We start from the raw sequence: 26,540 nt of genomic DNA, 5'->3' as shown, positions 1-26,540 counted from the left end.
GGGAGCCACCTTCAATGACCAAGACCCGCCTCAAGCGCGTCGTCGGCAAGCGCGTCGTCACCGACCCGACCGACGTCGCCGACGCATCCCCCGACGACTTCGATTTCAACGAAGCGGGGCAGTTCTGCCTCCGCGAGACCACGTTCGTCGATCCCGACGACGACGCCGCGACGGCCCAGCTGCGCAAGACCCGCGTCGAGGCGTTCGCGAAGGCCTTCGACAAGCTGTCGCCGTCGACCTACGTCGCATACCTCGGCCTCGCGCACACCCTCGGCGACGCCGAAGCGGCGATCGCCGCCCGCGTCCTCTCCGACCGCTCGCCGCACCTTCTGATCGACGTCGTGTTGCCAAGCCACCGTTGGCGCATGGTCTTCGCATACGCCTTCCAGGCGATCCTTCTCGGAATCGCGACGCGGCACGTGTTCGCGTCGGTCGATCACTGCCACCTCCATCCGGAGGCCGACCGATACCGCAACGGCGAGTATCGCCTCAACGTCGCGCAGGCACTCGACCGCCTGCGCGGCGGACACGTCCTCGTCACGCGCCTCGCCGCCGATGTCCTGCCGCCGTCGCTCGCCCCGCATGTCGACGTCTCGGTAGACCTGTCGACGCTGCCGATCGAGCACGTCGCAGCCGCCCTCGACCGGGCGTTCGGGATCAAGGGCGCATCGTGGCCGGCGTCGCTGCCGGCAACCGCGATGGCACCGGGATGGTTCGACTCGGCTTGCGACCGTGCCCTCGACCCGGCCGGCGTCGCCGGGATCGTCCTCGCGTTGCGCGACGGCGAGATCGCGGAGAAGAAGGCCTCGGAGGCAGCGGACGCGGCCGCGACGGAGAAGAAGTCGACGACGTCGAGCACCCGCGCCTACACGCCGACGGTGCTGCGTCCGGACTCGCCGCTGCTGACGGATCTCCACGGCTACGGCGACGCCCGCACATGGGGCGAGAGCCTCGCCGCCGACCTGGCGCTGTACCGTCGCGGGAAGCTGGGCTGGGCGGACGTCGACGCGGGATGCCTTCTCCACGGGCCACCAGGCACCGGCAAGACGATGTTCGCGTCGGCCCTGGCGGCGGCGTGTGGCGTGCCGTTCATCGCCACCTCGTACGCACAATGGCAGTCGTCGGGCGACGGCCACCTCGGCTACGTCCTGAAGTCCATCCGTGCGACGTTCGCCTCGGCGGTCGAGAACGCGCCATGCATCGTGTTCATCGACGAGTTGGATACCGTGCGCGGACGCGGTGGAAGCGAGTGGGATTCGTGGTGGACGGCGATCGTGACGTGCCTCCTCGAATGTCTCGACGGCACGTCCCGCCGTGAAGGCATCGTCGTGATCGGTGCGTGCAACATCGTCGAGCACCTCGATCCGGCGATGATCCGTTCAGGACGCCTCGATCGTCGCTTCCACATCGGGCTGCCGGACGAGGACGCGCTACTGCGCATCTTCCAGCACCACCTGCCGGGCGAAGACGATCAGGCGTTCGGTCCGGCCGCGACGGCGCTCGCGGGAACGATTTCGGGCGCCGACGTGTCGCGCTTCGCCCGCGAGGCCCGACGCACCGCCCGCCGGGCCGGCCGCCCCGTCGTGGCCGAGGATCTCCTGTCGATCGCGATGCCGCCCGACACCCGTTCGGACGAGATGCGCCGCCTGGTCGCCGTGCACGAAGCCGGGCACGCGGTGGCGGAGATGATCCGTGGGCATGTCCCCCGTGCGCTGAGCCTCGTCGCCGCCGACGGCTCTCACGGAGGCGTCGATATCAATTCCGACCTCGGCTGCGGTCGTCTCGACGACCTGGAAGGCCTGGTCGTCTCGCTCCTCGCAGGGCGTGCCGCGGAAGAAATCTGCCTCGGCGTCGTCTCCGGCGGTGCCGGCGGCGGCGAGCAGTCCGACCTGCACCAGGCGACGACGCTCGTCACGCGGATCGTCGGGCGCTTCGGGCTCGGCGGGCGCCTGGCGTCGGTCGAGAAGGTCCTCGACCGCGAGGTGGAGGACCGGCTGCGCGGGCTCTACGGACGCGCCGTCGCCCTGGTTCGTGCCCATCGCGACCACGTCGAGGCGCTCGCCGCCATGGCGCTGGAACGCCGCGTGTTGTCGCAGCCGATGCTCGCCGCGTTCGCCGGCGAACGTGGGCTGTTGGGGGCGACCGTCTCGGTGCCGCCGGTGCCGGAGGCGGATGCGCCGGGCGCGGAGGTCGCACGATGATCGTCGCTCTGCGCCCCGACGTGAAGGCTCGCCTCGAGGCGATCGAAGTCGAGGACGGCATGCCCGTCCTCGACCAGATCGTCCAGGCCGTGGAGGTCTGGAGCCATCTGACGACGCCCGAGCGCAAGACGATTGGGATCATCGCAATGCAGCTCGTCGTCGCACGGGCACATGGAGGACGGACATGACGAAGTTCCCGATCATGCGCGTGCGCGTCACGCTCCCGACGCGGATCGTCGCCGAACTGAAAGCCATCTCGGACCGCGACGGCAAGTCGTTCGACGAGGTCGTCGCGGCGGCGATCCTCGTCCTGTCTGAGACGCGTTCGGACGTGCTCGATGCCGCGTACGTGCGCTCCCGCGTCGAGGTGGGAGAGCCGTCGTGAAGATCGAAGTCACACTGCCGCCCTCCGCCGCCGGCGACCTCGCCGACGTCATGAGCACGTACGGCCTGTCGCTCGACGACGCCGTCGCGCTTCTCATCGTCGCTGGAGCTGCCGAGCTTACGCCGGGCTATGTCGAGCGGCTGCTCGGAGACGTGGTGCGGAGGGACCGGACGTGACGACCTGGTTCACCGCCGACACCCACTTCGGCCACGCCCGATGCATCGCGATGAACAACCGCCCGTTCCGCGACGTCGTCGATATGCGCGAATCCTTGATCGCCAACTGGAACGCGGCCGTCCGCCCCGACGACGAGGTCTTCCACCTCGGCGACTTCGCGTACCGTGCGGAGCCGGGCGAGGCTGGACGCGTCTTCGAACGCCTGAACGGCCACAAGCATCTGATCGCCGGCAACCATGACACGCTCGCTGTCGCGACGGGCATGGGATGGGAAACGGTCTCGGAGATCCACCAGCTCGCGGTCGAAGGCGTCCGTCTGGTCCTCTGTCATTATCCGATGCTCGAGTGGCCAGGCTTCTACCGGGGCGCCGTCCATCTCTTCGGGCACTGCCACGGCAACAGGTCGGGCGTCGGACGCTCTACGGACGTCGGCGTCGATGCGTGGGGCTACCGCCCTGTCCGCCTGTCCGAGATCCTGGAGCGGATCGGAGACGCCCGGAATGAATGATCCGGTCACCGACTGGGGTCCGGCAGCCGCAGTGCTCTTGGCAGCGCTCGACGAACGCGTCCGCCGGCGCCGGGAGGCCGAACAGGCCAAAAAGATCGGCGAACAATTACAACTGGACCTTAATCCTTCATCGCCTCTGCACCACCCGCATGAGATAAAGACGACGTACCCGACGCGGCCGATGCCGCCACCGGGACGAGCCCGGAAGGCCCCCCTCCAATGCGAGCCCATATCCTCAGCGACATCCACGACGACTACAGCAGCGCGTCCGGCGCCGCGTACGACATCCCCATTGACCTGCGCGCCGACGCCATCCTCTGCGCCGGCGACATCGCCGGCCGCCTCAGCCGCCGCGGCCTCCGTTGGCTTCTCCGCCAGCGCGACCGCACGGGCTTGCCCATCGTCCTCATCGCCGGCAACCACGACTTCTGGCGCTCGTCCCTCGACACCGAGATCGCCCGTTTTCGCGATCGGCTGGGCGCCGAGGAAGGCATCCATCTCCTCGACGGCGACGAGCTGATCCTCGAGGGCTGCCGCATTCTGGGCGGCACGCTCTGGACGGACTACCGAATCTACACCGACGAGTACACCGCGCACGCCGAAGCCCTGCGCTACATGAACGACCTGCGCCTCATCCGCACGCGTTCCTACACGCGCCGCCTGAAGCCATGGATGCTCGAGGAGGAGCACCAGCGCTACCGGGCGTTCCTGGAAGCGCGCCTGGCCACGCCATTCGACGGCCCGACGATCGTCATGACCCACCACGCGCCAAGCGCCCGCTCGCTTCTCGGAGGACGCTGCACGGAGGCGCTCGACGCGTCGTATGCGAGCGACCTGGAGCCGCTGATCCGCCAGTATCGGCCCGACTTCTGGCTGCACGGCCATATCCACGAACGCCGCGACTATGGGCTCGGCGGGACCCGCATCCTCGCGAATCCCCGCGGCTACGTCCGCGCCGCCGCCGGCCGCCACCGTCCCGCCGAGATCGAGAATCGTGCATTCGATCCCGGCCTGATAATCGACACCGCCGACCTGCGCCCGCTCGCGACGGGTGCGAACATCGACGTCGCGATCGACCGTCCGGACGATTTCCAATGGCCCTACGGACGGGCGCCGGAATGAAGGAGCGTCGGAAGCGGGAACGCAAGCGCCGTCCGACGGTCGAAGAGGTCGCGGACGCGAACCAGTATCCGAGGCGGCATGTCGAGGACTGGATCGCCGGGCACATCAGCACCTCGGAGCTCTGCGAGCGGTTCGGGTTCGAAGGCCAGGAGGCTGACCTCGCCGCCTTCCGCCCATTCAGCGAGATTGCCGCCCGCCACGGCGTCTCGCACGTCGACGTCGCCCTCGTCCACAATCGGATGAGTCCCCAGCCGCCAGGGTGGCCGGAGCAGGTTCCGACCGACGTGTGGGAGGAGACGATGGAAGCCCTCCGGCGGGACGACCTCGCCCGGATCGCGGCAGGCGACGCCGACGACCTGCTGCGTGCCGCCTACGACACGGACGGTGCCGATGACTGACCTCGCCCGCACCGTCCTCCACGACTGGCAGTCCGGCCGCATGCGCTGGACGGACGCCGTCGCCGCGCTCGGCCTCGCCGGCCTGCCTCAGCTCTATGCCGCCGCGTACCGACACGGCGTCCCCATCGAGCGTCGATTCGCGGACGAGTTGCAGCTGCCCGACCTCGCTCGTCGGGACCGCCTGACTCCGCCGTTGTGGAAGGCGAATCCCGCGTGGCGCGAGGTCTGGCATCGGGCGTTCGAGCACGACCGCGGCGTCTACCGCGTCGGCTGGGCGGGGCATGCGCAGCGACGGTCCGAGTCTTTCGACCGCGACGTCTGGTGGCTGATCCGTCAGCAGCTCGCCGTCGACTGGAACGCCCGCGACATGGAGCGCATGCAGAAGGCGGCCGAGGCCGACCGCGCACGGCTGCGCCGAATCCTTCACCGTGTGACATGGTTCGAGATGACGTTCTATCCGATGCCCGAAGACCCTTGCCGTGCAGTCGTGGAGCTCTGGTCGAACGCCGGGACGAGCACGAAGGTCGCGTGCGAGATCCTCGACGTCGACCTGGCCGGCCTCGTCGTCCTCTCCATGGAGCTTCTCGTCCCGCCGCGCCCAGGCGTCAGCATGATCGTCACGCCGGCCGGCCTGCCGGACAGCGTCCTCGAACGCATCCGCAAGCTCGCCGACGACGACTCGGAGGACGACGCATGACAGACGACCGCGAACGCCTGGCGAGACAGATCATCCGAAAGAGGTTGGACCGCACCGTCGCGCACCCCGAGCTGCGACCCACTGACTTCATCGCGGCATGGCTGGACGGCGATGTCCCGCTGTCCGAGCTCAGCGAGCGCATGGGGCTGACGGGCGTGCAGGTCCGGCGCATGCGGATGGCCGCGGCGGAAGCGGCGGCCGCCGAGCTCGGACGCCTGGCCGTCGAGAAGGAAGCGCTCGCCGAGCTGGGCCGGAGCACCGACGACATGGTCGAGGCCACGCGCCGCCGCGACGAAGACTGACCACCGCAACCTTGGAGAATCCGCATGCGCCTCGCCCTCGCCACCCTTCCGCTCGTCCTCGCGACCATGCCGATCGCCACGGCCGCCGAGGACAGATACGCCGGCCGCTACTCCGCTCCATGCGGCGACCTGGTCTGCGAGCTCGACGTCCAACCCCGCCGCGGCGGCTGGCAGATCCGCTGGACCGCGTCCGACCCTCGCGTCCTCGACGCCGAGCCCGTCTGCGCGTTCACGACGACGGCCGAGTTGGGCAGCGCAGAGATGGGGGCGGCCGGCCGGGTGGACGGGATCGCGGTCGGGGAATGGCGAGGGAAGCCGTTCGGAATTTTCGACATCGGGGACGGAAGGGTGTCGTGGTCGTCGAGCTGGGAGGCGTGCCCGGGCATCGCGCCGAAGGCCGTCTATGCGGCGTTCGGCGACGAGTGACTGCTTTCGACCCAAGCTCGCCGTTCGGCGGGGTTCGCTGGGAACCCGAAAGCGGCCGTTCCGCGGTCCGAGTTACTACACCCCGATCGCTACGCCCCAGCGCACCGAAGAGCGCGACCAGCCAGGGCGGCGCTTTCCAGATTGTAAGCAGAACGAAGCACGTCAGGGCGAGAGCAAACGAGACGACGTGGCGGGGCTGAAGCGCCTGCTCGGCGTCTCGGAAGCGGTCGAATCCTGCCACACGGCCAGGATCGGCGGGTACGTGATCGAGGGCCATGTGCCCATGGAGGCCGTCGACAGGCTCATGTCGACGAAGCCGAGGGTCGCGGGCATCGCGGCACCGGGCATGCCTGCAGGGTCGCCCGGCATGGGGGACGACCCGAAGACCCGGTTCGACGTCCTGTCATTCGGCGACGCGTCGACCGCACCCGAGGTCTTCTACCGCGCCGGACTGGAGTGAGACCTAACGGCTACGGCAGGAAGGCGCGTACGGTCCCTCCCGGTCGTCGGCCCTCGCACCTCGTGCCGATCGAATGGAACTCCTTCCGCCGCTGCCTGTTCTCGACGGATCGGAAGCCGGAACGTCCCATGCTCGGCGCATGCCTGCGTAGTCTCGTCGTCATCCTGTCCCTGGTCGCGGTCGCCGCGTTCGCCGGGCACGGGACCGCGATGGCCGGCGTGAGCGTCCACGACCATCCGGCCGCCGATTCCTCGCCGGGCCCGTCGGCGCATGCCCATGGCGGGGCACACAAGCCCGACGGCGGCACGTCCGGCATGTCTTGCTGCGGGAAGTCCTGCATCAGCCTTCTGCCGTTCCCGGCACCGCCCGGCTTCGTCCGGGTGGCCCTCGAGGCCGATCCCGCGCCGATCCTGTACCAGGATCGCGAGGGCATCCTGCCGCCCGGCCCGAAGCGTCCCCCCAAGTCCGCCTGAGCCTTTCCGAGTGGCCCGGCCGACCGTGCTGGTCCGCGCGGCCCCGGTGCCGTCCATGTCCGATCGCGGCGCTCGCCTCCCGCGTCCGGCGACGGTCGCCCCGGCGTGGGCGACCCGCCCGGCACGAACTCCCATTCATGACCATGAACGCCGACGGCGGACCGAAGCACCCGGGCCGTCGCCGATGAGCGAACAAGCAATGGCGTCGCCGCGCTCCCGCGGTCGCACGCCGACATCCAGCGAACGGTCCCGAGGGACCCCATCCAAAGGAACGAACCAATGCGCAAGATAACGATCCTGTCCGCCGCTCTCCTCGCCGCTGCCGTCTCCCATGCTTCCGCGCGGGGCCAGCACGGCATGGCGTCGTCGTCAGAGCAGATGACGCTTCCGGCAGCCTGCGAGGCCGCAGCCGGGTCCATGGACATGTCCAAGATGATGGGCGGCATGGAGGGCATGATGTCCGGCGGCCAGATGGACGAGGTCCAGAAGGGCAACATGGACGCGATGATGAAGACCCAAGGTCCGATGATGAAGACCATGTCGATCAACGACCCGGACCTCGCCTTCAACTGCGGGATGATCGTCCACCACCAGGGCGCGATCGCCATGGCCGAGGTCGAGTTGAAGCTGGGCAAGGACGCGAAGTCCAAGCAGATGGCGCAGATGATCATCGACGACCAGAAGAGGGAGATCGAGGAAATGACGGCCCGTGTCGAGGCGCTCGCGAAGTAAGCGGCGGACTCGTGCTCCGGGGGCGGCCGCCTCCGGGGCATCCCGACACACCAACGAACGGAGCAGGAACCATGGGTTACGGACGGTTCGCCGCGATGATCGCGACCTCGACGGTCGTCATGTTCGGCCTGATGTACTTGAACACATACGCACTCGACCACGTCTTCTACAGCCAGACCCGAACTTGGATGGCTGTGGTCATGGGCGCAGTCATGGCGCTGATCATGATCGGCTTCATGTGGGGGATGTACCCCCGGCGCGGAGCCAACGTCGGCATCGTCGCGGCGAGCGTCATCGTCTTCGCCGGCGCCCTCTGGCTCGTGCGAAGCCAGGAAACGGTCGGTGACGTCTCCTACATGAAGGCGATGATCCCCCATCACTCCATCGCGATCATGACGAGCGAGCGCGCGCACATCCGCGACCCGCGGGTCCGCGAGCTGGCCGACGGCATCGTGGAGGCGCAGGTCCGCGAGATCGGGGAGATGGAGCGCCTCATCGCCGAACTAGAGGCCAACCCGCCCGCCGCCGGCGCACCGGACCTCCCGCCCCGCATGCCCGAGGCCGCCATCCCGGCGGGCAACTGAGCGGGGAAAGGACACCGACATGTCCACGACGATCGCAGACGGGGGCACGGCCCCCTCGAGCGCGGTGAAGGCCAAGCGGGCGACCATCTACCGGATGGTCATGCCCAAGCACATCTGCCCCTGGGGCCTTCGCGCCGTCGACCTCCTGAAGCGCGAGGGCTTCGAGGTCGACGACCGCTGGCTGACGACCCGCGAGGAGACCGACGCCTTCAAGGCCGAGCACCATGTGGAGACGACGCCCCAGACGTTCGTCGACGGGAAGCGGGTCGGCGGGTACGACGACCTCCGGCGCTTCCTCGGCAAGTCCGTCGCCGACCCCAAGGCGGTCACCTACAAGCCCGTCGTCGCCATCTTCGCCATGGCGGCCGCGATGGCGGTGGCGATGACCTGGGCGCTTCTCGGAACCCTGCTGACGGTGCGAACCGCCGAGTGGTTCGTCTCGATCGCGATGTGCCTCCTGGCCGTGCAGAAGCTGCGGGACGTGGAGGGCTTCGCCACGATGTTCCTCGGCTACGACCTCCTCGCCCAGCGCTGGGTCCGCTACGCCTACCTCTACCCATTCGGCGAGGCGCTGGCGGGCGTGCTGATGCTCGCGGGCGCCGCGATGTGGCTGTCCGTGCCGGTCGCGCTGTTCATCGGCACGGTCGGGGCCGTCTCGGTGTTCGCGGCCGTCTACGTCCAGAAGCGCGAGCTGAAGTGCGCGTGCGTCGGCGGGGACTCCAACGTGCCCCTCGGCTTCGTGTCCCTCACCGAGAACCTCATGATGGTGGGCATGGCACTCTGGATGGCTGCCCGCATGTTCGCGTGACGGGGAAGCCGGATCGTCGTCGGCTCAGCGCGTCCGCAGGACCGCCTCCGTGCCGACGACGGTGCCGCCGCCGTTCGGGAACGCCTCGACGGAGGTGATCGTGCCGAGGCCAGGCACGACGGCTCCCACGACGACGCGGACGAGGTTGTTCGGCGTCGCGAAGAATGCCTCGCCATCAAAGATACAGACGATCGGGTAGGCGTCGGCCTGCGGCCCATCTGCTTCCGGCCCGTTCGCGCCGTAGGTACCTCTCATAAATCCGCTCCCTAGCGGACGATACGATTCCTAGGCGCACTTTGCCAAAGCGTTGCACGTCCTCAGTTGGTGGCGGCGTTCCACAACGCGTTCTTGAGGTCGATGAGCGGCGGGTTGGGCAGGACGGGAGGCGGCTGGCGTCCCGCCACCCCCGGAGGCGCCAGGATGGAGAAGCGGATCTCGCCGTCCGTGTAGTAGCGGTCCCCTTCGCCATTGCGACCGTTCAAGGTCAAGCCGACGCCCGTCACCTCGTAGACCTCCGCAACACGCCCGGTCCTGGCAAGATCGGCCGCCAACTCGTCACGCATCGCATCGACGTCCGGAGAGATGGCATGGGTCACGGCACCCGTGTAATGGCTGAACCCGACGCCGACATCGAACGAGGCGGATCCGAGCCAGACAGGTCGGCCCTCCGCCCCGGCTGACAGGACATTCCAGAAACGCACATGCTGGCGCCGGTCTGCGCTCAGTCCGACCGCCTTCTCGAAGGCGAGGTCCTGTTGTCGCCTTTGGTAGAACAGCGGACTTACGGGCGCATCGCGATAAGCGCGGTCGAGAACCACGCTACCGACGATCTCGATGCTGGTGCGAAGCGTCACGGGATCGGCCGGCGTCCAACCTGCGGCTGCCATGGCCGTCACGAGTTCGCTCCGGGATCCGACGACGCCGACGTTGAGAGGATCGCCCGACAGCCCGTCCGCCGTACGCGTCACCATCTCCAAGCCGTTCAGCGCGGTCTGATGCTCGTAGTGGCGCAGCGCGAACGGCAGGACGAGATACGCCATGCAGGCCCACGCGACGGCACTTCCGCCGACGGCAAGCGCTAGGCGTCGCAGGACCATGCGCCCTCGTCGAACGATACGGCACCCTGGGTGCTGCTTCGGCCCGTCCGGTCGACCACATTCCACACCCGAAATCGACCGACCGGGTGCCATCCCTTTCGCACGATCGGCACTACGAAACGAGCCTCCTGTAGCAGACCATCAGCCATCGACCCTTCGGAGACAACACGCGTGTTTCTGTAACTTCCCTCAACAGGACAGCGCCGGTCGCCGCACAAGGCTACGCATCCTCCTCGATGTCGATCTGCGCGATACGCTGGGCGCTGTCGTTGTAGCGTGAAGCCACGAAGTGACCAACGGCAACGGCCGCCACGCACAGGACCACCGACAGGGCAACGTTCAGCATGGCGCGGGGGACGGCACCGGCCCGCAGGAGATCGAGCGTCTGAAGGCTGAACGAGGAGAAGGTGGTGAAGCCACCGCAGAGGCCGATCATCACGAACAGACGAAGGTTCTCCGAAGCCGGGAAACGGCCCGAAGCGAGCGTGAGCGTCCCGAACAGGCCGATCGCGAAGGAGCCCGCGATGTTGATGAGGATCGTGCCCCAGGGCAGGTCGCGGCTGATCGGCAGGGCGACAACCGAGATGGCGTAGCGCAGGAACGTGCCGAGCGCACCGCCCAGCATGACGATGACGCAACTGGTGAAGGACATGCGGGTCTCCTATCGACATGGGTTCGCATGCTCGGAGAAATCCAAGCATGCGCCGCGGTTTCGATAGGAGTCATCAGCCCGACGCGGGCGGTTGTGGGGGAACCCCATCCCCGTAGCGATGAGACGGTAACGCGCTCTCGCGAGGTTGGGAAGTCACCGCTCCCACCCTTCCGTGCGCATCAAAGCCTGCGCCTCCGGTGTGACCAGGAATTCGGCGAACTCCTTCGCCTGCGGATCGGCGTCCGGAGCGACCGCAATGTTCAGGTCGCGCCAGATGCGGCGGTCCGTCTCGATCGGCACGGCGTCGAGCACGTCGGCCTTCGTCACCGTCCAGTCCGGCCACGTGATCCAGGCGTCCGCATCGAGATCCCCGAACGCCTTGAAGCTGGCGCCAGAGCCGGTGGAGAAGCTGACGATGTTGCGGCGGAAGCGCTCGATGTCCGACAGCCTGCCGAGACGGCCCGCCACGTCCTCCCAGGTTCCGGTGCCCGACGTGTTGGCGACGCCCGACCCTTCCGTGACGACAATCCGCATGCCGTCCTTCAGGAGGTCCTCGAAGCCCTGGATCCCCTTCGGATTGCCTTTCTTCACCGCGATCACGGTGGGACGGACGTAGATCGGCTGAACTTGGGTCGACGAGAAGGTCTTGTAGGTCTGGAGGAAGGCCGTCATCGACTGCTCGGACGTGCCCCAGATGATGTCGGCATCACCCTGGGCCTTCTTCGACCACGTGCCCTCCGGGCCGGCGGTGATCTCGACCTTGTTCCCGGTCTGCCGCATCCAAAGGTCGGCGACCTTCTGGAACGCCGTGTTGGGTCCGCCCGCACCGTAGAGGCGAACGACGCCGTCCTTCGGCTCGTGCCGGATGGTGGGATCGAACAGTTCGGTGTCGGCGGCCTGCGCGAAAGCGCATGCGGCAAGCACGGCGCCGGCAGCAAGAAGTGGAAGGCGGAACATCGGAACTCCTGGCGGTTTGCGTCGGGTGGTGGGTGCCCCAAAGACCGGGCGGTTCAAGAAAGGGACGCTGCCCGCCGGAGTTTATTCCGCGAGACGCACCCGAGATTTTTGCCAATCGCACGGGAATAAGGGATCGTCGGCAGCGTCTCGGCATGGTCAGCAATCTCCGACGTCGAGGACGAACACCCATGAAGACCCTTCTCGCCACCGCGGCCATGGCCGTGATCACGGCAACCGCAGCCCATGCCGGCCCTGCCGCCGACATGGCGCAGGCCCGCATCGCATCGATCGCCAAGGGGGACACCGCCGCAGTCGCAGGCGCCTACGGTGACGGCGCGACCCTTCATTGGGTAGGCGGCCCGCTCGACGGCACCTACAAGGGTTCCGAGATCAAGGCGGTCTGGGAGAAGTTCGCCAAGGCCCAGCCGAACCTGACCGCGAACGTCATGGGCGTCTCGGAGGCGATGAACCCGAAGGGTGCGACCGTCACCGCGAACGTCGTGTTCGCGGGCAAGGACAAGATTCCCGTGCGCTACGTCATGCTGTTCCGCGACGGCAAGCTTGCCGACGAGATCTGGCAGGTCGACCCGGCGCTCGCGAAGTAAGGCCGGGAAGCGAGGGCCGCCATGAGCGAGGATGAGATCGCACGGTTGGTGGAACCGCTGATCCCGGGGCTGCGGCGCTATGCCTACGCCCTAGTGCGGGACGCCACAGCCGCCGACGATCTCGTCCAGGACTGTTTGGAGCGCGTCGTCGGGCGCTGGCACCTGCGCCGCCCCGACGGCGACCTGCGCGCCTGGATCTACGCCATCCTGCGCAACCTTCACCTGTCGGCTCTGCGCCAGGGCCGCCGGCGCGGCGAGCACGTCGGGCTCGACGACATGGCCGAGCCGCCCGGAGTCGATGGCGGCCAGTTGGGCAAGGCCGAGTTCCGCGACGTCCTCGCCGGCCTAGAGACGCTCAGCGAGGAGCACCGCACGGTGCTTCTTCTCGTCGGCGTCGAAGACCTGAGCTACGAGGAGACCGCCAAGGTCACGGGACTGCCGATCGGAACCGTGATGTCGCGCCTGTCGCGTGCCCGGGAGCGCTTGCGCTCTTATCTCGACCATGGCGCGAGGCCGAACCTCAGGAGGGTCAAGTGAACCCGATCGATCTTCCCGTCGGCGAGGACGACCTCCAGGCCTATCTCGACGGGCGTCTCGGTGCCGAACGCGTCGAAGCGGTGGAACGCTATCTCGTGGACCACCCTGCGATCGCCGCCGACCTGGAGCGGGATCGCAGGCTGCTCGCCGAGTTGCGCGACCGCCTTGGGCCCAAGGCCGCCGAACCCATCCCGGCTCGCCTTCGCATCTCCAGCATCCGCGCCGGGGTGCGCCGTCGCCGGCTGCTTCATCTACGGTCGGTCGCGGCCGTCTGCGCCTGGCTCGCACTCGGCGGGCTCGGGGGCTGGATGGCGAACGGCATCCTCGGCGCCCCGAACGCCGAACCCGTCCGCACCGCCCGCATGGCGGACGACGCGATCGCGGCCTACCGCACCTTCGTGGTCGAGGTCGTCCATCCCGTCGAGGTCAGGGCCGACGAGGGAGCCCATCTCGTGGGCTGGCTGTCGAAGCGGCTGCGAACGCCGATCACCGTCCCAGACCTTACCCGGCTCGGCTACCGCCTGATGGGCGGCCGCCTTCTGCCGGGTCGTTCCGGTCCGGCCGCGATGCTGATGTACGACGATGACGCGGGCACGCGGCTGACGCTGTACGTCAAGACGGATGAGACGGAGGAGACGTCGTTCCAGTTCGTCGAGGAGGACGGCGTATCCGCCTTCCTGTGGCGCGACCGCGGCCTTGGCTATGTCGTGACGGCCGCGACAGCCCGCGAGGCGTTGATGCCGGTCGCCCGGCTCGTCTACGACGAACTGGAGCGACCGCCGGAGCCCAAGCCCGCGAACCAGCTTTGAGGAGCGCCCGTGACGCTGGAACAGCTTCGCATCTTCGTCGCGGTCGCCGAGCGCCAACACGTGACCGAGGCGGCGCGGTCGTTGAACCTCACGCAGTCGGCCACGAGCTCGGCGCTGGCCGCGCTGGAGAGCCGTCACGGCGTCCGTCTGTTCGACCGGGTCGGGCGCGGCATCGAGTTGACCGAGGCGGGACGGTTGTTCCTCCCGGAAGCGCGCTCGGTCCTCGCACGGGCCGCGGAGGCGGCCAAGGCACTCGACGATCTGACCGACCTTCGGCGCGGGCATGTCGCGCTGGCAGCCAGCCAGACGGTCGCCAACCACTGGCTTCCACCTCGCATGCGGCACTTCCGCGAACGCCATCCCGGCATCACCCTCTCCCTGCGGATCGCCAACACACTGGAGGTCAGCGAGGCGGTGGCCGCCGGGGATGCCGATCTCGGCTTCGTCGAGGACGAACTGCGCGATCCGCGTCTGCGCACGACCCGTGTCGCCGACGACCGGCTCGTTCTCGTCGCATCCCCAGGTGCTGAATCGCCCAAGGGCGCCCCGCCACGCGTCCCGGAGCTTGCAGGGGTGAGATGGGTCATGCGCGAGCCCGGATCCGGCACGCGTAGCATTCTGGAAGACGCGCTGCGGGGCGCGGGCATCGATCCCGCCGCATTGTCGGTCGATCTCGAACTCCCGTCCAACGAGGCCGTGCGATCAGCCATCGAGGCCGGCGGCGTCGTGGGCGTCCTGCCGCTCGCAGTGGCTCAGCCGGGACTGCGGAGCCGGACGCTGATCGAGATCGCCTTTGCGCTTCCCGCTCGCGGCTTCCATGCGGTGGAGATGAAGGAGCGCAGCCTCAGCCGAGCGGCATCGGCGTTCCTGCACGAGCTTCGAAACGACCATCCGGGTCCGGGCGCGTGACAGGCAACCAGAAGACGGGGCTGGATCGTCTCGTCCTGCATGTGGCCGCATCGGCCGGGATGCCGAACCTCTTCAATCCTTATGCCGATACGGACCCGGCGATCGATGTTCCGGATGCCGCTTCGATCCGCTGCCGCAACCTTCGGAGATACCTCCATGCGTTTGCCGGACAGGACGGCATCGACCTGTGGCTCGGCGAAGCGCCGTCGAGGTTCGGAGCCCGGCGCACGGGCGTGCCCTTTACTGGCGAAGGCCGACTGGTCGAACTTTCCTCGCACCTTGCCATCTCACCCTTCGAGATCGCCACGACGGCCGATGCTCCCGCTGCCCCGCCGTCCGGCACCTCGCGCCAGATCTGGGGTGCACTGCCGGAACGGTTGCCCCTGTTCTGGAACGCGGTCATGCATCACCCGCACCGGGCAGCAACACCGCTACGCAACCGAACGCCGTCCCGGTCCGAGATCGCCCGCTCTCGCAACACGCTGGCGCTGCTCGTCGAAGCCATCCGACCCCGTCGCATCCTCGCCATCGGGCGCGTGGCGGAGGGTGCGAGCGCAGGGTTCGGCGTGCCGGTCACCTATGTCCGCCATCCCGCCCAAGGCGGTGCGGCCCAATTCCGTGCCGGGGTGCTTGCATTCCAGCGGACGACGTCGTGACGGCTGTCGGCGTTCAGGTCTGCGCGTCTACGAGCGCGCCGAGATCGGCGGCTCCGATCATTCCGACCTGACGTTGCCCCCCAACGAAGAAGGTCGGCGTGCCGCTGACCCCGAACTCGGTCCGCGCGCGCTCCTGGACCGCGACGACCTCGGCTTGCAGCGCCTTATTCGACAGGCAGGTGGTAAAGGCGTCGCGATCCATCCCCGCAAGCTGGGCAATGCCGAGAAGTGCCGCGGAGGCGTTCTCCGCCCGTGCCCATGCCGCCTGCTGGCGGAACAGAACGTCGATCATCGCGAGCGTCGCTTCGCCATTCAGGCATCGCGCCAGCATGAACCCGGCGAGCGAACGCGGGTCGAGCGGAAACTCGCGCAGCACCAGCCGAGCCCGGCCGTTGTCGATATGCGTTCGCCTGAACTCCGGCAGGACATCGACGTGGAACTCGGCGCAGAAGCCGCAGGTCAACGAGGTGTACTCGACCACCGTGACAGGTGCAGCCGCGTCGCCGTAGCTGAGTTCCGCCAAGGGGCCGGGGGTCTGCACCGCCTCCGGATCGACCGGCCCGCCGTCCTCGGCCAGGGCGGAACCGGGCAACGCCATTCCCAATCCGACCAGGGTGCCCCCGATGAGGAGGCGGCGGCGATCAAGCGACGGGGCGATGGGACGTGACGGCAAGGGGCAGGTCTCCAGTTGGTGTCGTTCGTGGGCGGCACGGCACTCGCTCGGCCCTTCCCCATGACGCTACGGGGCGCCTGTTCTTCCCTGGCTCCGTCTGGACACACATCACAAACGCGTCAGCCATCCGCGTCTCAGTTGGCCTTCAGGCAGGGAGCGACGAAGAGGTCGCCGCGCCACGCGCCCCGGACCGTGCGCACCGCCACGATCGACCAGACCACGGCGAGGAGAACAACCAGTGCCACGCCGAAGCCGTGGATCGCGGGGATGGGCAGGATCGTGCCGAGTTTCAGCGTCGTCACGGCGTAGACGCCGATCGGGAACGTATAGCCCCACCAGCCGAGATTGAACGGCAGGCCTTCCCTGACGTAGCGGACCGTGACCAGCGTCGCGATGGCGAGCCACCACAGGCCGTAGCCCCAGAGAAGCAGGCCGCCGACGAGGCCAACGCCCTCCATCGTCGCCCCGAACCGCTCCAGCCCGTTGGCGGCGAGGATCGCGGGGGCGGCTCCGCCCAGCGTCATCAGGCCAAGCGCGCCGGTGCCGATGGGGCCGAGCGCCAGCCAACTCGACGAGGCCATGGATGCGTGCGGCAGCTTATGGACGGCGAGCCGCAGAACGAGCACGACGAGGACGCTCATCGCGATCGGTACCGACAGGGCCCAGAGCGCGTAGGACAGCGTGAGGACGAGGAGCTGGCTCTGCGGGTCGGCGAGATGGGGTGCAAGCAGCCCGCCCGACACCGCGGCGACCTCGGCCGCCACCATCGGCAGAAGCCAGACCGCGGTCATCTGGTCGATCGAGTGGCTCTGCCGGGTGAACATCATGTAGGGGATGGCGACCCCGCAGGCCGCCGCCATTGCGACGTCGATCCACCAGAGCGTCTCGGCGATCCCGACCGCGGCGGAGCCGAAGCGCGGTAGTCCGAAGACGAGGAAACCGTTGATGATGGTGGCGAGCCCCATCGGAATGCAGCCGAAGAACATCGACACGACGGAATGGCCGAAGATGCGCTTGGCCCCGTCGAAGAAGAAGATCCAGCGGGCGGCGTAGAGCGCGGTGAACAGGGCGAAGAGCCCGATGTTCAGCATCCACAGCCCTTCCCCGATCGCATGGAGGACCGGGACCGCGGTCCCGAACTGCGCGAGCGCGATGGCCAGGATGCCCGTCCCCATGGTGGCGGCGAACCAGTTCGGGGTGAACTGTCGCACCACCTCGCGGGGGCTGTCGAGGCGCGACAGCGGGTGGAGGCCGAGCGAGACGGCACGCATTTGTTCGAAGGTCATGGGCGGAGGTCCTTTTCCTGCTCAGACCATGCGCGGCGGCGACGGATTCATCCAACGCGTTGTTCCGGTCTTTCCGATCGGTTGCATCGATCGGTTGCTTCCAGCGTCGGACCGGCAGCGGCGGACGCGCTCTCGGCTCCGCGTCGCGGAAAAAAGTCGCGACGTCGGGAATGAAAGCGTTCGCCGAGCGTCTTCCCTTCCAGCCCGTGCTCGGAGGAAACGCCAGCCCCATGTTGAAGACGCTCCTCTTCGCCCTCGCCTTCGCCGGGATGTCATTGACTTCGGCCGAAGCGCAGGACGCGCGTGCCCATCAGCATGCGACGATGGCACCAGCCTCGCCCGACGGCTCGCCCTATGCGCAAGCGACCGCGGCGGCGATGGAGACGATGCACGCAGGCATGATGTCGGCGCCGGTGACCGGCGACCCCGATCATGACTTCCTGTCCCAGATGATCCCGCATCACCAGGGCGCGATCGACATGGCCAAGGCCGTCCTCGGCTCGACCGAGGACCCGGCGATCCGCAACCTCGCGCAGTCCATCATCACCGAACAGACCTACGAGATTACGCTGATGCGCTCGATGCTCGCCGCATCTGCCGACAAACCAAAGCCCGTTCCGGAGACAACCCCATGACCCGCACCGCCATTCTCGCCGCCGCGCTCCTCGTCTCGACGTCGGCCTTCGCGCTGCCCGCCGCCTCAGACCGCGTCTACACCGCCGACCAGAACTCCAACACGGTCTCGGTCATCGACCCCGTCGCCAACAAGCTGCTGGGCCAGATCCGGCTCGGCAATCCGCGGCCGGACGTTCTGAGCCCCCTCTACAAGGGCGAGGTCAACGTCCACGGCCTAGGATTTTCGCCGGACCACAAGACGCTCGTCGTCGTCTCGACGGTGACGAACTCCGTCACCTTCATCGACACGGCGACCAATGCCGTGAAGGGCACGACCTATGTCGGGCGCAACCCGCACGAGGCCTTCTTCACGCCGGACGGCGCGCAAGTCTGGGCGACGGTGCGCGGGGAGGACTACCTCTCGGTGATCGATGCCGCGACCTTCAAGGAAACAGGTCGCATCCCGACGACGAGCGGTCCGGGCATGACGAAGTTCTGCCGCGACGGCAAGTTCGCCTTCGTCGCGAACTCGTTCAATCCGGTGCTGGAGGTCTTCGACGTCGCGAGCCACGCGCTCGTCAAGCGCATTCCTGTCGTCTCGCCCTTCGTGCCCTTCGTGCAGGTCAGCCCCGACGGCAGCGACGTCTGGCTGACGCACAAGGACGTCGGCAAGGTCACGCGCGTCGATGCCAGGACGCTCGAGGTGAAGGAGGTCATCGACAGCGGGCCGATCTCCAACCATCTCGGCTTCGGCACGGTAAACGGGGAGACGCTGGTCTATGTCACGATCGGCGGCGAGAACGTCGTGAAGGTGTATAAGCCCGGAGAGAAGACAGAACTCGTCGCAACCATTCCGGTGGGCGCCCTGCCCCACGGCATCTGGGGATCCGACGACGGCAGCCGTATCTTCGTCGGGCTCGAGAATGACGATCGGGTCGATGTGATCGACACGGCCGAGCAGAAGGTCGTCGCCGAGATACCGATCGGACAGGCCCCGCAGGCGCTCGTCTTCGTGCCGGGCGCGGTCCCGGATGGTGCGGGCACCGAGAACCTTGTGCCGCTGAAGGCGGGTCCGGAGAACCTAACGCTTTCGCTGAAGGCGCCTGAGGGGGCCACTGGCTCCGGGATGGTCGTGTCGCGCAATCTCGGGCTCGTCGACGCGATCGATGTCAGCGTCGCCAAGCTGAAGCCGATGACGGAGTACGGCGTCTTCTTCGAAGGACAGGACGAGCCCGTCGTGGTGCTGAAGACCAACGACAAGGGAGCCGGCATGGCCTCCAGCATCGGCCCGGTGCGCACGCTTGCCGTCCCGGGGGAGCCGACGGCGGGAAAGGAGCCGCGGCTGGTCGTGGTCGAGGGTCTGAAAGCCACCGCCGCCCCGGTCCTCAGCAGCCGCTAGAAGGGTGGACCAGCATTGCATCGCTAGCGAAGCGTCATCCACAGGACGACGCAGACCGCCAGCAACGAACCTGCGATGAGAAGCCATGTCAGACCCGAGCCTACGGTCGATTGGGACGCGCCTCTGGCTGCGGCCTTCCGATCTTCAATTTGGGCTAGCTCCTTCATCTCGAGCCCCTCCGGATCTTCCCAGCCGTCTGGTTTGCTCATGACAGTTCCCCTCTTGTACGGTCCGCAGGTCTCCAACCCACCGCATCTCGGTCGGCGCTTTTCTCTGCCCAAGCCAACCGGATGCGTTGAGTTGTAATTGTCAGAGCCCGAGAGCTTAGCCGACGCTGACCGAGACGCGATGCCATGAATTGGCGAGGTAGCCCTTCCAGTTCCAAATCTTCGCGATGTCCTCGGGTTGCGAACCGCCGACCTCGTCGAAGGAACGGACGGCGAGCTGATGCTGACCGGCCGGCAGGTCGAGGACAACGGACCAGAAGACCCACGCCCATTGAGTATCGGCCCGCTTGTCGATGGCGGCCTCGTGCCAGTTCTCGCCACCGTCGTAGGAGACCTCAACCCTCGCGACGCCATTCTGTGTCCCGATCGCGTAACCCTCGATCGTCGTCGTTCCCGGCCTCAATGTTGCCCCGGCCGCCGGCATGCAGATCGCGGAATTCAGCGGCATGTCGTTGATGACGACGTTCGGATCCTTGTCGGCCGTCTCCTTCGTCGTCGTCGGTGGAAAGAGCCGATACTCCTTGCGCTGGATCGGGGTATCGGCCTCCTCGTCCTGCACGATGATGGAGGCCAACCATTTGGGGCTGCGCGTTCCCGCATAGCCGGGTACCACGACGCGTAGGGGAAAGCCGTGCTCGGCCATCAACGGCTCGCCGTTCATGGCCCATGCGAGGAGCACGTCAGGCGTCATCGCCTTCTCGAGCGGGATCGAAACGCCGTAGTCGAAGCGGTCATCCTTCATGACCACCTCGTCGTGAGCGGCGAAGGCGACGTGCAACCCGCTACCGCCTTCGACGCCGGCAGCGCTCAGGACGTCGGCGAGAGAAACGCCTGTCCACTCCGCATTGCCGATCGCCCCGGGGCCCCAGAGATCACCCTCGACATACCCAACGTCGACCATGTCTGCCCGGCGGTTGCCGGCGCACTGCATGACGGCCATCACCTTGCGCTCGGGGAAGCGTGACTTGAGGTCCGAGAGCGACAGATCGATGGGCGTCTTCACCTTGCCACCGATCGCCAGCGTGTAGCCCGCTTCCTCGATCTTCGGCACGGTGCCGTGGTCGCGGATATAGAACTCGGCCTGGGGCGTGACGAAGGCGGACCGGAGCTTGGCGATCGGCGTCTCGGCGTTCAACGGAAGCTTGCTGTGGACGAGCAAGTCGCTGGAAGGCTCGGAGGGTGCCGCCATGGTCGCCGACGCCGAAGCGGCGGAAGCGGGCCATGTCGTAAGAGCCACTGCGATGGAACTTGCCCCCTGGAGCACGGCGCGTCTTGTGAGCATGGTGACATCTCCGAGGGCGCAGGAAACTGCGTCAGGAGAGAGCAACATTCCCTTCGCCTACCAGTTCCCCGTTGGCGTATCTCGCGACGCACGAGGCCCGCGTTGACAATGCTCGCGGCGATCACGTAGACGTCATGAACGGCAATGGATTCTGCCGGGCCTCGCGCCGAACCGCTCCCCGATGGGCTGATGACTCCTACTCCACCCGCAACACACGCGGGCGAGTAGTCATGTCCGGCCCGTGTTTCCCGACACTCCGTCTGATCGCTCCGCCCTCATCCGGAGCCAGACCATGCCGCCCAACGCCCTCGCCAACCGAACCCTACAGGCGTTCGCTCTCGCCCGATGGGTGCTCTTGGTCCTGCCGATGGCGGCCGCCGTCGGTTCGGCCTGCGCCTTGTTCCTGTGGGCGCTCGACGTCGCGACGCGCACGCGCTTCGACAACCCGGTGCTCCTCTACTGGCTGCCCGTCGGCGGTCTTGCGGTCGGCCTCGTCTACCACTGGTTCGGCCGCTCGGCCGAGGGCGGCAACAACCTGATCGTCGAGCAGATCCACGAGCCCGGCGCGGGCGTGCCCTTGCGCATGGCGCCGCTGATCCTTGTCTCGACGGTCGCCACGCACCTGTTCGGCGGCTCTGCCGGACGCGAGGGCACGGCGGTCCAGCTCGGCGGGAGCTTGGCCTCCGGCTTCGGCAAAGCTTTGCGCCTCGAGTTGGGCGAGGTTCGCCTCCTGCTCATGGCCGGCATCGCGGCGGGCTTCGGTGCGGTGTTCGGCACCCCCATCGCCGGGGCGGTGTTCGCGCTCGAGGTGCTGACCGTCGGTCGCATCCAGTACGAGGCGCTGGTGCCCTGTCTCGTCGCGGCAGTGGTCGGAGATTGGGTCTGCCTCCAATGGGGGATCGAGCACACCCACTTCCTGATCGGGTTCGGTGCCGACGGGCCAGGGTTCCGGCTCGATATCCTCTTGTTCGCCCAAGTTGCGATCGCGGGCGTCGCGTTCGGGCTCGTCAGCCAGTTCTTCGCCGAAAGCCTTCACGCCGTGCAGGGGCTGGTGAAGCGCGTCGTGCCGTTCGCGCCGCTGCGCCCTGTCCTCGGCGGTCTTGTCCTGATCGCGCTGGTCCATGCGCTCGGCACCCGCGAGTATCTCGGCCTTGGGGTCTGGTCGCCGAACCCGGCCGACGTGACGATCTCCGGCTTCTTCGATCCCGCCCGTTCCGATGCGTGGGCCTGGGCCTGGAAGCTTCTGTTCACGGTCGTCACGCTCGGCTGCGGGTTCAAGGGCGGCGAGGTCACACCCCTGTTCTTCATCGGCGCCGGCCTCGGGGCATCGATCGGCCACACGATCGGTGCGCCGGTCGACCTCTTCGCCGGGATCGGCTTTGTCGCCGTATTCGCAGGCGCCTCCAACACGCCGATCGCCTGTACCATCATGGGCATCGAACTCTTCGGCGCCGACAACGCCGTCTACATCGCGACCGGATGCTTCCTCGCCTACGTCTTCAGCGGCCATTCAGGCATCTACCTGTCCCAGCGCGTCGGGGTGCCGAAGCTCGACCACGGCTTCGTGCCCCCCGACGTGTCGCTGCGCGAGGTGCGCGCCCTGCCGCGTCCCCGCCCGAACGTGTCGCTGCCCCGCCGACGCGCCCGTCCGGGTGTCGTCGTTCCGATCGTCTCTTATGCCACCGAAGGAACCACCATGACCGACACCCACTACCTCATCCCGAGCGACGTCGGGATGCTGCGCATCTACCTGAGGCCACGCGACAAGGCGCCGGGATCGGGGCGCTTCGCCTCCTGGGGCGCCAAGCCGCTCTATCGTGAACTCGTGCTCCTGGCGAAGAAGGCGGGCATCGTGAACGCGGTCGCCCACCACACGCACTACGGCTTCAGCAACCACGGCCCCGTGCAGCCCGAGGGTAGCGAGACGCCGAACCCCGAGCTGACGATGTGCGTCGAGCTGGTCGGCCATCGGCCGGACCTCGAGGCGTTCTGCCGACGTCACGGCGCGCTGCTGCGCGACAAGGTGATCGTGTTCAAGCATATCGAGCGCTGGACGGTCGGGGCGGGCGACGGCGCGCTCGAGGAGAAGACGCCGGCCCCCGAGACCGACGACGTGGCCGTCGCCCGCGTCGGATAGCGTGTTCCGCAACGAAGTCCCCGTCTCAAAAGAGGAGTCACATCATGAAACTCGCTCTTGCCTCCTGGCAGTTCTGGGCACTGTGTTCGGCGGGGTTCGCCGCCCTGACCGCGATTCTCGCCAAAGTCGGCATCGCCAACATCGATTCCGATTTCGCGACGCTGATCCGCACCGTGGTGATCCTGTTCGTTCTTGCCGGCATCCTGGCCGTTACCGGGCGTCTGCAATGGCCGGGTGCGGTGTCGGGACGGACCTACCTGTTCCTGGTCCTTTCCGGGTTGGCCACGGGCGGCTCCTGGCTCTGCTACTTCCGCGCGCTGAAGCTGGGCGACGCGGCCCGCGTGGCGCCGATCGACAAGCTGAGCGTCGTTCTGGTGGCGGTTCTCGGCACGTTGTTCCTCGGCGAACGATTGTCGGTCCCAAACTGGTCGGGCGTCGGGCTGATCGCGGCTGGGGCCATGCTGGTCGCGTACCGAGGGTGATGCGCCTCTCCTTGCCCCAGGGGCCGATTGGGCAAGGCAACCCAATGACAAGCACTTGAACATTGCAAATATGTTTGCAATATCGCAGGAATGAACGACGACTCAGCCGTTGCCGCCCTGTCCGCCCTTGCCCACGCCGACCGTCTCTCGGCCTTCCGGATGCTGGTCCGCGCCGGCCCGAACGGCATGCCGTCTGGGGAGATCGCCGAGGCGCTGTCCATCCCGCCGACGCGGATGAGCTTTCACCTCGCGACGCTGGAACGCGCCAAGCTTCTGCGCTCGTGGCGAGATGGGCGCCGCATCCTCTACGCGGCGAGCTACGACGACATGCGCCAGCTCCTCGCCTTCCTGACGGAGGACTGCTGTTCGGGGAACCCGGAAATCTGCGGGAACCTCGGCGCCGACCTCCTCGCCCCGTCATGCCCGTCGGAGACATGCTCGTGACCGTCACGATCTACCACAACCCCGCCTGCGGCACGTCCCGCAACACGCTGGAGATGATCCGCCAGTCCGGCGAGGAGCCGCAGGTGATCGAGTACCTGAAGGACCCGCCGAGCCGGGAGGTCCTCGCCGAACTTCTCGACATCATGGGCCTGAAGCCGCGGGACATCCTGCGGGAGAAGGGCACGCCCTACGCCGAACTCGGCCTCGCCGACCCCAAGCTGACGGACGAGGAACTTCTTGCCGCGATGATCGAGCACCCGATCCTGATCAACCGTCCGATCGTCGTGACGGACAAGGGCGCCGCGCTCTGCCGTCCGTCCGAGAAGGTGCTGCCGCTCCTCGCCAACCCAGTCGCCACCTTCACGAAGGAGGACGGCGAAGTCGTGGGCGCGTCCGGATCGGTATCGTGAACGCCTCCATCGCCCACGACCTCCCCTCCGTCGACCTCGACCAGCTTCGCCCGATCGATGGGAGCGCGCTCGCCGGCCCCGGCGCGCCAGCGCACCCGCCGCGCATCCTCGTCCTCTACGGCTCGATCCGCGAGCGGTCCTATTCCCGCCTCCTGTCCGAGGAGGCCGCGCGCCTCCTGCGCTGGTTCGGCTGCGAGGTCCGCACGTTCGACCCCCGCGGCCTGCCGCTCCCCGACGGCGCGGAGCCCGACCACCCGAAGGTCAAGGAGCTGCGCGACCTGGCCGACTGGTGCGAGGGCATGGTCTGGGTCAGTCCGGAGCGCCATGGCGCGATGACCGGGATCATGAAGGCGCAGATCGACTGGATACCGCTGGCCCTCGGCGCCAAGCGTCCGACGCAGGGCAAGACCCTCGCCGTCATGGAGGTGTCGGGCGGCTCGCAGTCCTTCAACGCCGTGAACCAGATGCGCATCCTCGGCCGCTGGATGCGCATGGTCACGATCCCGAACCAGTCGTCGGTCCCGAAGGCGTTCCTCGAGTTCGACGAGGCGGGACGCATGAAGCCGTCCGCTTTCTACAGCCGCGTCGTCGACGTCTGCGAGGAACTGGTGAAGTTCACCCATCTCGTGCGCGGACGGTCGGACTACCTGACGAATCGCTACTCCGAGCGCGTCGAGAGCGCCGAGCAACTCTCGACACGCGTGAACCAGCGCACCCTCTGATCCTCCGTCCCCCGGACCGTCCATGCTCGCCCTTGCGATCTTCGTCGCCACGCTCATTCTCGTCATCTGGCAACCCCGGCGCCTCGGCATCGGCTGGTCGGGGCTCGCCGGCGCAGCGGTCGCCCTGGCAACCGGTGTCGTAGGCTGGGGCGCTGTCGGGTCGGTCTGGGAGATCGTCTGGGACGCGACGTTCACCTTCGTCGCGCTGATCGTCATCTCGCTCGTCCTCGACGAGGCCGGGTTTTTCGCCTGGGCTGCGCTCCACGTCGCCCGCTGGGGCGGAGGCAATGGGCGGCGGCTGTTCCCGCTCGTCGTCGTCCTCGGCGCGGCCATCGCCGCCGTCTTCGCGAACGACGGGGCCGCGCTGCTCCTTACCCCAATCGTGCTCGCCATCCTCCTGCGCCTCGACTTCCCGCCTGCCGCGGCGCTCGCCTTCGTCGTCGCCTGCGGGTTCGTCGCCGACACGACCAGCTTGCCGCTCGTGGTGTCGAACCTTGTGAACATCGTCACCGCGAACTTCTTCGACGTGTCCTTCGGCCGCTACGCGGCGGTCATGGTGCCGGTGAGCCTCGTCTCGCTGGCGGCGACGCTCCTCGTCCTGTGGGCGTTCTTCCGGAAGGACATCCCGGCGACCTATGACGTCGGCCGGCTCGAAGCTCCTCGCAGCGCGATCCGCGACCCGGCCGTCTTCCACGCCGCGTTCCCGCTCCTCGGTCTCCTGCTCATCGCCTACTTCGTGACGGGACCGCTCGGCGTGCCGATCGCGTTTGTCACCGGCGCCGCCGCCCTCGTCCTCATGGCGGTCGCGGGACGGTGGTTCACCAGTGGGCGCGGTGCGGTGGTCGACTTGGCCAGGGTCCTGCGCGGGGCACCGTGGCAGATCGTCCTGTTCTCGATCGGCATGTACCTTGTCGTCTATGGTCTCGGGAACGCCGGCCTGATTGCCATCGCAGCGGGCGTCCTGCGGTGGCTCGGCGAGCAGGGCACGCTCATTGCCACCGTCGGCACGGGCTTCGTCGTGGCGGCGCTCGCTTCCGTCATGAACAACATGCCCGCCACCCTCGTTGGGGCGCTCGCCATCGACCGGGCGGACGTGGCGCCCCTGACCCGCGAGCTCATGGTCTACGCCAACGTCGTTGGGAACGACCTCGGACCGAAGTTCACACCGATCGGCTCGCTCGCGACCCTCCTGTGGCTGCACGTCCTTGCGGGCAAGGGACAGCGGATCACCTGGGGCCAGTACATGCGGGTCGGCCTCGTCCTCACCCCGCCCGTGCTGCTGGCGACGCTCGTCGCCCTCTGGGTGTGGCTGCCGGTTGTCCCATGATGTCCGCTTCAGCGTCCTTTTGATCCGGAAGCGGACTGACT

General features: G+C 67.7%; 36 protein-coding genes and 2 riboswitches. Of the genes, 28 read left to right on the top strand and 8 right to left on the bottom strand.

All coding sequences use genetic code 11. The features are described 5' to 3' along the window. Positions 1–14 precede the first annotated feature (14 nt). The 15 genes from AUL28_RS20625 to AUL28_RS20555 all read left to right on the top strand — a co-directional run bounded on the left by AUL28_RS20625 (position 15) and on the right by AUL28_RS20555 (position 9,273). Complete coding sequence (locus tag AUL28_RS20625) at positions 15–2,201, top strand: AAA family ATPase (RefSeq protein ID WP_062236550.1); 2,187 nt, start codon at positions 15–17, stop codon at positions 2,199–2,201. Then, positions 2,198–2,389: a hypothetical protein gene (locus AUL28_RS20620; protein ID WP_062236547.1), complete on the top strand. Its 192-nt coding sequence runs from the start codon at positions 2,198–2,200 to the stop codon at positions 2,387–2,389. The genes AUL28_RS20625 and AUL28_RS20620 overlap by 4 nt, the downstream gene beginning before the upstream one ends. Continuing rightward, the gene (locus AUL28_RS20615) at positions 2,386–2,586 is read left to right on the top strand and encodes a hypothetical protein (protein ID WP_062236544.1); all 201 of its coding nucleotides are present in this window, start codon (positions 2,386–2,388) and stop codon (positions 2,584–2,586) included. The genes AUL28_RS20620 and AUL28_RS20615 overlap by 4 nt, the downstream gene beginning before the upstream one ends. Continuing rightward, positions 2,583–2,762: a hypothetical protein gene (locus AUL28_RS23430; RefSeq protein ID WP_062236541.1), complete on the top strand. Its 180-nt coding sequence runs from the start codon at positions 2,583–2,585 to the stop codon at positions 2,760–2,762. The genes AUL28_RS20615 and AUL28_RS23430 overlap by 4 nt, the downstream gene beginning before the upstream one ends. After that, positions 2,759–3,271 (top strand): metallophosphoesterase, encoded by a 513-nt coding sequence (locus AUL28_RS20605; protein WP_062236539.1) that lies wholly within the window; start codon positions 2,759–2,761, stop codon positions 3,269–3,271. The genes AUL28_RS23430 and AUL28_RS20605 overlap by 4 nt, the downstream gene beginning before the upstream one ends. A gap of 219 nt (positions 3,272–3,490) precedes the next feature. Next, positions 3,491–4,393 (top strand): metallophosphoesterase, encoded by a 903-nt coding sequence (locus AUL28_RS20600; protein WP_062236536.1) that lies wholly within the window; start codon positions 3,491–3,493, stop codon positions 4,391–4,393. Then, the gene (locus tag AUL28_RS20595) at positions 4,390–4,791 is read left to right on the top strand and encodes a hypothetical protein (RefSeq protein WP_156420113.1); all 402 of its coding nucleotides are present in this window, start codon (positions 4,390–4,392) and stop codon (positions 4,789–4,791) included. The genes AUL28_RS20600 and AUL28_RS20595 overlap by 4 nt, the downstream gene beginning before the upstream one ends. Further along, positions 4,784–5,488, top strand: a complete 705-nt coding sequence (locus AUL28_RS20590) for a hypothetical protein (RefSeq protein ID WP_062236530.1) — start codon at positions 4,784–4,786, stop codon at positions 5,486–5,488. Before AUL28_RS20595 ends, AUL28_RS20590 begins: the two co-directional genes overlap by 8 nt. After that, complete coding sequence (locus AUL28_RS20585; protein ID WP_062236527.1) at positions 5,485–5,790, top strand: hypothetical protein; 306 nt, start codon at positions 5,485–5,487, stop codon at positions 5,788–5,790. The genes AUL28_RS20590 and AUL28_RS20585 overlap by 4 nt, the downstream gene beginning before the upstream one ends. Before the next feature lie 24 nt (positions 5,791–5,814). Then, entirely contained in the window at positions 5,815–6,216 is a 402-nt protein-coding gene (locus AUL28_RS20580) for a hypothetical protein (protein WP_062236524.1), read from the top strand. A gap of 187 nt (positions 6,217–6,403) precedes the next feature. Next, positions 6,404–6,676: a DUF411 domain-containing protein gene (locus AUL28_RS23730; RefSeq protein ID WP_244493588.1), complete on the top strand. Its 273-nt coding sequence runs from the start codon at positions 6,404–6,406 to the stop codon at positions 6,674–6,676. Between the two features lie 62 nt (positions 6,677–6,738). Continuing rightward, positions 6,739–7,149 (top strand): hypothetical protein, encoded by a 411-nt coding sequence (locus tag AUL28_RS20570; RefSeq protein ID WP_244493587.1) that lies wholly within the window; start codon positions 6,739–6,741, stop codon positions 7,147–7,149. 279 nt (positions 7,150–7,428) lie between these two features. After that, on the top strand, positions 7,429–7,881 hold the full coding sequence (locus AUL28_RS20565; protein WP_062236519.1) for a DUF305 domain-containing protein: 453 nt from the start codon (positions 7,429–7,431) through the stop codon (positions 7,879–7,881). Positions 7,882–7,952: 71 nt separating this feature from the next. Continuing rightward, complete coding sequence (locus AUL28_RS20560; RefSeq protein WP_062236517.1) at positions 7,953–8,465, top strand: DUF305 domain-containing protein; 513 nt, start codon at positions 7,953–7,955, stop codon at positions 8,463–8,465. 19 nt (positions 8,466–8,484) lie between these two features. After that, positions 8,485–9,273: a glutaredoxin family protein gene (locus AUL28_RS20555; protein WP_062236514.1), complete on the top strand. Its 789-nt coding sequence runs from the start codon at positions 8,485–8,487 to the stop codon at positions 9,271–9,273. A 24-nt stretch (positions 9,274–9,297) separates the two neighbouring features. Here the strand turns inward: AUL28_RS20555 and AUL28_RS20550 are convergent, their stop codons facing one another. The 4 genes from AUL28_RS20550 to AUL28_RS20535 all read right to left on the bottom strand — a co-directional run bounded on the left by AUL28_RS20550 (position 9,298) and on the right by AUL28_RS20535 (position 11,979). Next, complete coding sequence (locus AUL28_RS20550; protein WP_062236511.1) at positions 9,298–9,528, bottom strand: hypothetical protein; 231 nt, start codon at positions 9,526–9,528, stop codon at positions 9,298–9,300. A gap of 62 nt (positions 9,529–9,590) precedes the next feature. Next, positions 9,591–10,313, bottom strand: coding sequence for an LssY C-terminal domain-containing protein (locus tag AUL28_RS20545; protein WP_019996256.1), 723 nt, complete (start codon positions 10,311–10,313; stop codon positions 9,591–9,593). Positions 10,314–10,590: 277 nt separating this feature from the next. Next, on the bottom strand, positions 10,591–11,022 hold the full coding sequence (gene crcB / locus AUL28_RS20540; RefSeq protein ID WP_062236508.1) for a fluoride efflux transporter CrcB: 432 nt from the start codon (positions 11,020–11,022) through the stop codon (positions 10,591–10,593). A 57-nt stretch (positions 11,023–11,079) separates the two neighbouring features. Continuing rightward, a riboswitch (Fluoride riboswitch) is annotated at positions 11,080–11,143 on the bottom strand. Between the two features lie 32 nt (positions 11,144–11,175). After that, entirely contained in the window at positions 11,176–11,979 is an 804-nt protein-coding gene (locus AUL28_RS20535; RefSeq protein ID WP_019996258.1) for a substrate-binding domain-containing protein, read from the bottom strand. 188 nt (positions 11,980–12,167) lie between these two features. Between AUL28_RS20535 and AUL28_RS20530 the strand changes: the two genes are divergently transcribed. The 5 genes from AUL28_RS20530 to AUL28_RS20510 are packed head-to-tail and all read left to right on the top strand — an operon-like array spanning position 12,168 to position 15,495. Further along, positions 12,168–12,584 (top strand): nuclear transport factor 2 family protein, encoded by a 417-nt coding sequence (locus tag AUL28_RS20530; RefSeq protein ID WP_019996259.1) that lies wholly within the window; start codon positions 12,168–12,170, stop codon positions 12,582–12,584. A 21-nt stretch (positions 12,585–12,605) separates the two neighbouring features. Further along, positions 12,606–13,121: an RNA polymerase sigma factor gene (locus tag AUL28_RS20525; protein ID WP_019996260.1), complete on the top strand. Its 516-nt coding sequence runs from the start codon at positions 12,606–12,608 to the stop codon at positions 13,119–13,121. Beyond that, the gene (locus tag AUL28_RS20520) at positions 13,118–13,930 is read left to right on the top strand and encodes an anti-sigma factor family protein (protein WP_019996261.1); all 813 of its coding nucleotides are present in this window, start codon (positions 13,118–13,120) and stop codon (positions 13,928–13,930) included. The genes AUL28_RS20525 and AUL28_RS20520 overlap by 4 nt, the downstream gene beginning before the upstream one ends. 9 nt (positions 13,931–13,939) lie before the next feature. Next, positions 13,940–14,839, top strand: coding sequence for a LysR family transcriptional regulator (locus AUL28_RS20515; protein ID WP_019996262.1), 900 nt, complete (start codon positions 13,940–13,942; stop codon positions 14,837–14,839). After that, entirely contained in the window at positions 14,836–15,495 is a 660-nt protein-coding gene (locus tag AUL28_RS20510; RefSeq protein WP_062236505.1) for a uracil-DNA glycosylase, read from the top strand. The genes AUL28_RS20515 and AUL28_RS20510 overlap by 4 nt, the downstream gene beginning before the upstream one ends. A gap of 13 nt (positions 15,496–15,508) precedes the next feature. Here AUL28_RS20510 and AUL28_RS20505 read toward each other — a convergent pair whose 3' ends face one another. Next, entirely contained in the window at positions 15,509–16,168 is a 660-nt protein-coding gene (locus AUL28_RS20505; RefSeq protein WP_062236501.1) for a DsbA family protein, read from the bottom strand. Between the two features lie 134 nt (positions 16,169–16,302). Beyond that, a complete protein-coding gene (locus AUL28_RS20500; protein ID WP_062236498.1) occupies positions 16,303–17,454 on the bottom strand; it encodes a TDT family transporter in 1,152 nt (383 codons plus the stop codon). A gap of 230 nt (positions 17,455–17,684) precedes the next feature. Here AUL28_RS20500 and AUL28_RS20495 point away from each other — a divergent pair, with 230 nt between their 5' ends. Both AUL28_RS20495 and AUL28_RS20490 read left to right on the top strand, forming a co-directional pair. Continuing rightward, on the top strand, positions 17,685–18,089 hold the full coding sequence (locus AUL28_RS20495) for a DUF305 domain-containing protein (protein ID WP_244493586.1): 405 nt from the start codon (positions 17,685–17,687) through the stop codon (positions 18,087–18,089). Continuing rightward, on the top strand, positions 18,086–19,468 hold the full coding sequence (locus tag AUL28_RS20490) for a YncE family protein (RefSeq protein WP_062236492.1): 1,383 nt from the start codon (positions 18,086–18,088) through the stop codon (positions 19,466–19,468). Before AUL28_RS20495 ends, AUL28_RS20490 begins: the two co-directional genes overlap by 4 nt. 23 nt (positions 19,469–19,491) lie before the next feature. Here AUL28_RS20490 and AUL28_RS20485 read toward each other — a convergent pair whose 3' ends face one another. Next, positions 19,492–19,677 (bottom strand): hypothetical protein, encoded by a 186-nt coding sequence (locus AUL28_RS20485; protein ID WP_062236489.1) that lies wholly within the window; start codon positions 19,675–19,677, stop codon positions 19,492–19,494. A 115-nt stretch (positions 19,678–19,792) separates the two neighbouring features. Further along, positions 19,793–20,884: a molybdopterin-dependent oxidoreductase gene (locus tag AUL28_RS20480; protein WP_062236486.1), complete on the bottom strand. Its 1,092-nt coding sequence runs from the start codon at positions 20,882–20,884 to the stop codon at positions 19,793–19,795. A gap of 224 nt (positions 20,885–21,108) precedes the next feature. Then, a riboswitch (Fluoride riboswitch) is annotated at positions 21,109–21,183 on the top strand. A gap of 86 nt (positions 21,184–21,269) precedes the next feature. Between AUL28_RS20480 and AUL28_RS20475 the strand changes: the two genes are divergently transcribed. The 6 genes from AUL28_RS20475 (at position 21,270) to AUL28_RS20450 (ending at position 26,499) form a co-directional block, all read left to right on the top strand. Next, positions 21,270–23,114: a DUF190 domain-containing protein gene (locus tag AUL28_RS20475; protein ID WP_062236483.1), complete on the top strand. Its 1,845-nt coding sequence runs from the start codon at positions 21,270–21,272 to the stop codon at positions 23,112–23,114. Positions 23,115–23,158: 44 nt separating this feature from the next. After that, positions 23,159–23,596 carry an EamA family transporter gene (locus AUL28_RS20470; protein WP_062236480.1) on the top strand — a complete coding sequence of 146 codons (438 nt, stop codon included), beginning with the start codon at positions 23,159–23,161 and terminating at the stop codon, positions 23,594–23,596. 90 nt (positions 23,597–23,686) lie between these two features. Then, a complete protein-coding gene (locus AUL28_RS20465) occupies positions 23,687–24,040 on the top strand; it encodes an ArsR/SmtB family transcription factor (RefSeq protein ID WP_062236477.1) in 354 nt (117 codons plus the stop codon). Beyond that, entirely contained in the window at positions 24,037–24,450 is a 414-nt protein-coding gene (gene arsC / locus AUL28_RS20460; protein WP_062236671.1) for an arsenate reductase (glutaredoxin), read from the top strand. Before AUL28_RS20465 ends, arsC begins: the two co-directional genes overlap by 4 nt. After that, on the top strand, positions 24,447–25,172 hold the full coding sequence (gene arsH, locus AUL28_RS20455; protein WP_062236474.1) for an arsenical resistance protein ArsH: 726 nt from the start codon (positions 24,447–24,449) through the stop codon (positions 25,170–25,172). Before arsC ends, arsH begins: the two co-directional genes overlap by 4 nt. Before the next feature lie 22 nt (positions 25,173–25,194). Then, positions 25,195–26,499, top strand: coding sequence for an arsenic transporter (locus AUL28_RS20450; RefSeq protein WP_062236465.1), 1,305 nt, complete (start codon positions 25,195–25,197; stop codon positions 26,497–26,499). Positions 26,500–26,540 lie beyond the last annotated feature (41 nt).

Origin of the sequence: Aureimonas sp. N4, from assembly GCF_001463925.1 — a bacterium.
GTDB classification, from domain to species: Bacteria; Pseudomonadota; Alphaproteobacteria; order Rhizobiales; family Rhizobiaceae; genus Aureimonas; species Aureimonas ureilytica_A.
Note: the sequence above shows the minus strand (reverse complement) of the source record. Positions and strands in the feature narration are given on the sequence as shown.